Here is a 7,339-nt window from a genome sequence, read left to right on the forward strand (position 1 = left end):
TTTGTTGAAGGCGGCCCTAGGCTCGCCGCAATCCCCATTCCGGAGGTGCCCGTTGAGCGAGATCTTCCGTTCCCGTCGCGTCATCCTTCCCGAGGGGGAAGCGGCTGCCGACGTCGTCGTCCGCGAGGGGCGGGTCGTCGAGGTCACCGGGTACGGGCAGAGCTCCGGCGAGGTCACCGACCTGGGGGAGCTCGTCCTGCTCCCCGGGCTCGTCGACACGCACGTGCACGTCAACGAGCCCGGGCGCACCGAGTGGGAGGGGTTCGCCACGGCCACCCGCGCCGCCGCGGCCGGGGGCGTGACGACGATCATCGACATGCCGCTGAACTCCCTGCCGCCCACGACCACCGTGGCCAACCTGGAGGAGAAGCGGAAGGCCGCCGCCGGCCAGCTCTGGGTCGACACCGGCTTGTGGGGCGGCGCGATCCCCGGCAACACCGCCGATCTCGAACCGCTGCACCGGGCCGGGGTGTTCGGCTTCAAGTCCTTCCTCGCGCCCTCCGGGGTCGACGAGTTCCCGCACCTGACGACCGCTCAGCTGCGCGAGGCCCTGGCCGAGCAGGCCCGGCTCGGCGCGCTGGCGATCATCCACGCCGAGGACCCCGGCGTCCTCGACGCCGCGCCCGGCCGGCCGGGGCCGGTCTACGCGGACTTCCTCGCCTCCCGTCCCGACGACGCCGAGGCGCACGCCGTGGCCGGCCTGCTGGCCGTCGCCAAGGAGACCGGCGCCCGCGTCCACGTCCTGCACGTGTCCTCCGCGGCCGTCCTGCCGCTGCTGCGCGCGGCCCGCGCCGAGGGCGTCCAGGTGACCGCCGAGACCTGTCCCCACTACCTGACCCTGACCGCCGAGCAGGTCCCGGACGGCGACACCGCCTTCAAGTGCTGTCCGCCGATCCGCAGCGAGGCCAACCGAGACGCGCTGTGGGCCGCTCTGGCCGCGGGCGAGTTCGCCGCGGTGGTCTCCGACCACTCCCCGTCCACCCCCGAGCTGAAGCTGCGTCAGAAGGACGGCGGCAGCGGCGACTTCGCCGCCGCCTGGGGCGGCATCGCCTCGCTCCAGCTCGGCCTTCCGGCCGTCTGGACCGAGGCCCGCCGCCGCGGGCACAGCCTGTCCGACGTCGTCCGCTGGCTGAGCAGCGGCCCCGCCGCGCTCGCCGGACTCGACCGCAAGGGCGCCATCGCCCCCGGCAGGGACGCCGACCTGGTCGCCTTCGACCCGGACGCCGCGTTCACCGTCGCCGCGGAGGCGCTGCACCACCGCAACCCCGTCACCCCGTACGCGGGCCGCACGCTGACCGGCTCCGTCCGCACCACCTGGCTCCGCGGCCGGGTCGTGGACGTCGCAGCCGCGCCGACCGGCCGCCTGATCTCCAAGGGAGAGTCCGACGCATGAGTGCCTCAGCAGCCCCGCACTTCACGGAGCTGGTCAACCTCGCCGCCCGTAGCCTGGGCGCGGGGGTGGTCGACGCCAACGACGAGGCCTTCGCCGAGAAGGAGAACCTGCTCGTCGCCAAGGCCGCCGAGTTCCGTCCGCACACCTTCGGCCACAAGGGCCAGATCATGGACGGCTGGGAGACCCGTCGCCGACGCGGTGTCAGCGGTGAGCAGCCCCACCCCACCGAGGGCGACCACGACTGGGCCGTCGTCCGGCTGGGCGTCGCCGGCGTGATCCGCGGGGTCATCGTGGACACGGCCCACTTCACCGGCAACTACCCGGAGTTCGGGTCGGTCGAGGCCGCCTACGTGCCGGACTTCCCCTCGCCGGAGGAGCTGGCGCAGGCCGAGTGGACCGAGATCGTCCCGAGGACCGCGCTCAAGGGCGACACCGCGCACGAGTTCCCCGTGAGGGGAGTGGAGCGGCTGTTCACGCACGTACGGCTGAACATCTGGCCGGACGGCGGCGTGGCCCGGCTCCGGGTCCACGGCGAGGTCGTCGCCGACCCGCGCGACCTCGACGGGCTCACCTTCGACCTGGCCGCCCAGGAGTTCGGCGGGGTCGCCACCGGCGCCTCGGACCGGTACTTCTCGTCCCCGCACAACCTGAACGCCCTCGGGCGGGCGGCGGTCATGGGCGAGGGCTGGGAGACCCGGCGCCGCCGGGACCGGGGCAACGACTGGGTGGAACTCCAACTCGCCGGTGAGGGCGAGGTGCTGGCCGTCGAGATCGACACCACGCACTTCGTCTTCAACTGCCCCGGCTGGGCCTCGGTCTCCGGCCGGGACGCCCGGACGGGGGAGTGGTTCGAACTCCTGCCCCGCACCCGGCTGCAGCCCGACACCCGGCACAGGTTGCGGGTCGCCCCGCAGCGCCCGGTCACCCACGCCCGCCTGGACGTCTACCCCGATGGCGGCGTCGCCCGCCTGCGGCTCACCGGCCGGCTCACCCCCGCGGGGCGCCGCGCCCAGGCCGAACGCTGGCTCGCCCTCGTCCCCCCGCCCGTCGCGAACGCGGCCCGGGCCGAACTCGACCTCTGACCTCAGCCCCATCAGGGGCGCGAGGATCGCCCACCCTCCCCCAGCCTTCGGCCGGGGGTACCCCCACGGCGGGAGGTGCCCCCACCGCGAGCAACCCACCACTCGCGGAGGTTCGACGCGCTGGTTCGGCGCTCACCACCACGGGTGGCTGGTCGCACAGTTCCTCGCGCCCCCAAGGGGCTTCTGCAACTCATTCACCTGCATCACCTGAGGATTCGTCATGCCCAAAATCCTGACCACCGAGTCCGGCGCGCCGGTCGCCGACAACCAGAACTCCACGCAGGCCGGGCCCGGAGGGCCCCTGCTCATCCAGGACCAGCAGCTCATCGAGAAGCTCGCCCGGTTCAACCGGGAGCGCATCCCCGAGCGCGTGGTCCACGCGCGCGGTTCCGGGGCGTACGGGTACTTCGAGGTCACCGACGACGTCACGCCGTTCACCCGGGCGGCCTTCCTCGGCGACGTGGGCAAGCGGACGGACGTCTTCCTCCGCTTCTCCACCGTCGCCGGCAACCTCGGGGCGGCCGACGCCGTGCGCGACCCGCGCGGCTTCGCGGTGAAGTTCTACACCGAGGAGGGCAACTACGACCTCGTCGGCAACAACACCCCGGTGTTCTTCATCAAGGACCCGATCAAGTTCCCGGACTTCATCCACTCCCAGAAGCGCGACCCCTACACCGGCATCTCCGAGCCGGACAACGTCTGGGACTACTGGTCCTACTCGCCGGAGTCCCTGCACCAGATCACCTGGCTCTTCGGCGACCGGGGCATCCCGGCCTCCTACCGGCACATGAACGGGTACGGCTCGCACACCTACCAGTGGGTCGCCGAGGACGGCTCCGCCTACTGGGTGAAGTACCACTTCAAGACCAACCAGGGCATCCGCTGCCTCGACGCCGGCCAGGCGGCCGAGCTGGCCGGGGCGGACCCGGACAGCCACCAGCGCGATCTGTACCAGGCGATCGACCGGGGCGTCTTCCCCAGTTGGACCCTCTACGTGCAGCTGATGCCGGTGGCCGAGGCGGCCGAGTACCGGTTCAACCCCTTCGACCTCACCAAGGTCTGGCCGCACGCCGACTACCCGCTCCAGCGCGTCGGGCGGCTCGTGCTCAACCGCAACCCGGACAACGTCTTCGCCGAGGTGGAGCAGGCCGCGTTCTCGCCCAACAACTTCGTGCCGGGCATCGGGCCCTCCCCGGACAAGATGCTGCAGGGCCGCCTCTTCGCCTACGCGGACGCGCACCGGTACCGCCTCGGGGTCAACCACACCCAACTCGCCGTCAACGCACCGAAGGCGACGACCGTTCAGAACTACGGGCGGGACGGCCTCGGCGCGGTCAACGCCGCCGGGCGGGCGAAGAACTACGAGCCCAACTCCTTCGGCGGCCCGCGCCAGACCGACCAGCCGCTCGCCGCGCCCATCGCGATCAGCGGCTGGACCGGTCCGCACGGCACCACCGAGCACGCCAAGGACGACGACTTCACCCAGGCCGGTGACCTCTACCGGCTGATGTCCGCGGCCGAGCGCGACCGCCTGGTGGCCAACCTGGCCGCCTCGCTGGGCCAGGTCACCCGGGACGACGTGGTCGAGCGGGTGCTGCCGTTCTTCCAAGCCGCCGATCCCGAGTACGGCCGCCGGGTCGAGGCGGCGGTCGACGCGCTGCGCAACCAGGACTGACACGCGGCGGCAGACACATCCGGGCGAACCTGCCCGTTCCGGTGGCGGGGCGGGCAGGCACGGTGAAGAGTGTTCGCCGGAGGGGGCACTGACAGCTACCGCCTCGGAGGCGAGGATGCCTTTCATCGACAAGCCGTACACCCCCGGCACGCCCTGTTGGGTCGACCTGATGGCCAAGGACCAGCAGTTGGCCATGGACTTCTACATGGACCTCTTCGGATGGGAGGGGGAGAAGGGGCCCGAGGAGTTCGGCGGCTACGCCATCATGAACCTCAACGGCCGCCCGGTCGCCGGCATCGGCCCGGCCATGGCGCCCGAGGGGATGCCGGAGCCGCCGCACGTGTGGACCACCTACCTGGCCTCGGACGACGCGGACGCCACCGCCCGGAAGATCACGGCCGCGCACGGCACCGTGATGGTCCCGCCCATGGACGTGGGGCCCGTCGGCCGCATGATCGTCGCCCAGGACCCGACGGGCGCCGTCTTCGGCGTCTGGCAGTACAAGGACTTCTTCGGCGCGCAGGTCGTCAACGAGCCGGGCGCGCTTACCTGGAACGAGTGCAACACCAAGGACGTCCCGGCCGCGGCCGCCTTCTACAGGTCGGTGTTCGACCTGGAACTGGAGCCCATGGAGGGCTCCACGGACAACAGCTACCAGGCGCTGACGGCGCGGGGCCGGATGGTGGGCGCCATGCAGGACATGGCGGACAAGTTCCCTGAGCACGTGCCCCCGCACTGGAGCGTCTGGTTCGCCGTGGACGACTGCGACTCCACCGCCGACGCGGCGGTCAAGCGCGGTGCCAACCTGGTCGTGCCGCCCATGGAGATCCCGGTCGGCCGGATGGCCGGCCTGCAGGACCCGTGGGGCGCGGTCTTCTGCATCATCAAGCTCAGCATGTGACCCTCCCGTCACGAACGCCCGCCCGCAGGCAGTCTGACTGTTCGTCAGGCTGCCTGCGTGTTTGCGCATCTGTGCGCCGAAGCCCTGCCTCCGCGCGGAACCGCGGGCTACCCTGAGGCACATGGCAGCGCACAAGGCTCAGGCACAGGGCGGCGCGCACGGCTCCGCCCCGGGCGTCCCGGCCCCGCGTACCGTCGCCCCGCGGACCTCGGTCGAGCGGGCCCTGCGGCTCATCGAGGCCGTCGACCGCCATGTCTACGGCGCCAGCGCCGAGGAGCTGAGCCACGAACTCGGCCTGCCCGGCGACGCCGTGCGCCGGCTGCTGCGCGCACTCGCCCGGGACGGCTACGTGGAGCGCCTGTCCGACGGCAGCTTCGTGCTCGGCTCGGCCTTCGCGGTGCTCGGCCAGGGCAACCGGGAGCAGATGGTGCAGTCCCGGTTGCTGGCCAAACTCGCGTCGCTGCGGGACGAGTTGGGCGCCGCCGTGTACTTCGCCAGGTACCAGGAGGGCGAGGTCTCGGTGCAGGCCGTGGTGGACGGGCCGCTGACGCCGAGCGTGCACGAGTGGGTGGACTTCCGGGCCTCGGGCCACGCCAGCGCGGTCGGCAAGTGCCTGCTCGCGCAGCTCGACCACGACGGCCGCCGCGACCACTTCGCCCGCCATCCCACGGCCCGGTTCACCTCCCGCACCACCGTGGACACCGACGCGCTGCTGCACACGCTGGACCGCCAGCCGGCCACCGTTCCGGTGCTGGACCTGCAGGAGTACGCCTTGGGCACGGTCTGCGCCGCGGTGCCCGTCACCGCCGGGGCGGCGGTCGGCTGCCTGGCGCTTTCGCTGCCGACGGAGCAGGCGCACCGGCTGCGCGACGCGGCCGACGTGCTCGCGCTGCGGGCGGCGCCGGTGCTGCTGGCGCTGACGCTCTGACCGGTGTCCAGGAAGATTGGTACGCACCATTGACGGGGCGGGCGCGGGTCAGCACCCTTGATCCACCCCCATCAGCACTCGTCGCCGGGAGGCGCACGTGCGTACCCAAGTCCTGCGCAGGATACGGCTGTTGACCGCAGCCGGGCTGCTCGCCCTGGTCGGTTCGGCCGCCGGAGCCCCCACCTCCGCGACCGCCGCCACCCCGCTCCAGATCTACGGCGCCTGGCACTGCGGCAACGACGCCTGCACCTGGGCCACCGTCCGCAACATGACCGACTTCGACACGAACAACCACTGGCTCATCGACCGGGGCGACGGCCGGCCCTCCGTCAACCTGGTGGTGCTCAGCTTCGTCAACCCGCTGCGGCTGCTCAACGGCACCAACGACAGCGGCGACGCCAACGGCGTCCCGGTCGGCATGAACCAGGCCGTCGTCAACTACTTCACCAGCCACGGCATCCGGGTCATGCTGTCGATCGGCGGCATCACCTACACCAGCGACTGGAACACCGCCCTCGCGCAGAACCCGACCCTGCTCGGCCAGAAGGCGGCCGCGCTGGCGTCGCAGCTCGGCGTCGGCATCGAGATCGACTACGAGGAGAGCTCCAGCCCCAACCTGACCGGCCTGCAGGCGTTCATCGACGCCTACCGGGCCGCGCACCCCTACGACGCGACCGGGGCCGACCCCACCGCCCGGCTCACCATCGACGTCGCCGCCGGGGACCGCTGGCTGATCGGCCTCGACCAGTACGCCACCGCCAACTGGCTGACCACCGCTAAGCCGGTGCTCGACTACGCCAACGCGATGGTGCCCAGTAAGCAGCCGTCCGCCTCCACCGCCGAGTCCAACTGGCAGGAGCACATCGACGGCAAGTCCAACTACAGCCCCGCCATCCCGCCGTTGGCCCCCGCCAAGTTCACCGGCAGCCTCTACATCGCGGAGGGCTCACAGGTGCGGCCGGAGTGCACCGACTTCGCCAACTCGGTGCAGAACTCCACCGGCAGCTGGGTCCAGAACGCCGCCCCCAACGGTGCCGGAACCACCTCCGGCCTGCTCGGCTACATGTTCTGGGCCGCCGAGAAGCCGTCCACCCGGGGCGTCACCACGACTCCGCCCAACACCTGCGAGGGCGGCGTCGGCGCGGGAGCCACGGCCTACTCGGTCCCGATCCCGATGCCGGCGCTGCGCCAGGGCTGAGGAGTTGACGGAGCGTCGGACCTGTCCGCCGGTCAGGACTTCTTCGGGCCGGGCCGATGGGACGCGCCCGGCGCGGTCGAGGAGTGCGAACGGCCGTGCTGCGTCGCGGAGGTGCTGGGGGACGCCGTCGTCGGCGACGGCGTCCCCGTCGCGGACGGGGTG

At 72.0% G+C, this 7,339-nt stretch carries 6 protein-coding genes; all 6 read left to right on the forward strand.

The features are described from left to right. Window positions 1–52 precede the first annotated feature (52 nt). Window positions 53–1,393 carry an allantoinase AllB gene (gene allB, locus ACFP3V_RS21590; RefSeq protein ID WP_380585899.1) on the forward strand — a complete coding sequence of 447 codons (1,341 nt, stop codon included), beginning with the start codon at window positions 53–55 and terminating at the stop codon, window positions 1,391–1,393. Then, window positions 1,390–2,475, forward strand: coding sequence for an allantoicase (gene alc / locus ACFP3V_RS21595; RefSeq protein WP_380585901.1), 1,086 nt, complete (start codon window positions 1,390–1,392; stop codon window positions 2,473–2,475). Before allB ends, alc begins: the two co-directional genes overlap by 4 nt. Window positions 2,476–2,695: 220 nt before the next feature. Continuing rightward, a complete protein-coding gene (locus ACFP3V_RS21600; RefSeq protein WP_380585903.1) occupies window positions 2,696–4,150 on the forward strand; it encodes a catalase in 1,455 nt (484 codons plus the stop codon). Between the two features lie 115 nt (window positions 4,151–4,265). Beyond that, a complete protein-coding gene (locus tag ACFP3V_RS21605) occupies window positions 4,266–5,051 on the forward strand; it encodes a VOC family protein (RefSeq protein ID WP_380585905.1) in 786 nt (261 codons plus the stop codon). Between the two features lie 121 nt (window positions 5,052–5,172). Next, on the forward strand, window positions 5,173–5,979 hold the full coding sequence (locus tag ACFP3V_RS21610; RefSeq protein ID WP_380585907.1) for an IclR family transcriptional regulator: 807 nt from the start codon (window positions 5,173–5,175) through the stop codon (window positions 5,977–5,979). Between the two features lie 130 nt (window positions 5,980–6,109). After that, on the forward strand, window positions 6,110–7,177 hold the full coding sequence (locus ACFP3V_RS21615; protein WP_380585909.1) for a glycoside hydrolase family 18 protein: 1,068 nt from the start codon (window positions 6,110–6,112) through the stop codon (window positions 7,175–7,177). The last annotated feature ends 162 nt before the right edge of the window (window positions 7,178–7,339 follow it).

Source organism: Streptacidiphilus monticola (assembly GCF_042658505.1).
Classification (GTDB): Bacteria; Actinomycetota; Actinomycetes; order Streptomycetales; family Streptomycetaceae; genus Streptacidiphilus; species Streptacidiphilus monticola.

What these genes read in the sequence shown, in the direction of transcription:
- alc (WP_380585901.1), top strand. Translation starts at nt 1,390, where the DNA reads ATGAGTGCCTCAGCAGCCCCGCACTTCACGGAGCTGGTCAACCTCGCC.
- ACFP3V_RS21600 (WP_380585903.1), top strand. Translation starts at nt 2,696, where the DNA reads ATGCCCAAAATCCTGACCACCGAGTCCGGCGCGCCGGTCGCCGACAAC.
- ACFP3V_RS21605 (WP_380585905.1), top strand. Translation starts at nt 4,266, where the DNA reads ATGCCTTTCATCGACAAGCCGTACACCCCCGGCACGCCCTGTTGGGTC.
- ACFP3V_RS21610 (WP_380585907.1), top strand. Translation starts at nt 5,173, where the DNA reads ATGGCAGCGCACAAGGCTCAGGCACAGGGCGGCGCGCACGGCTCCGCC.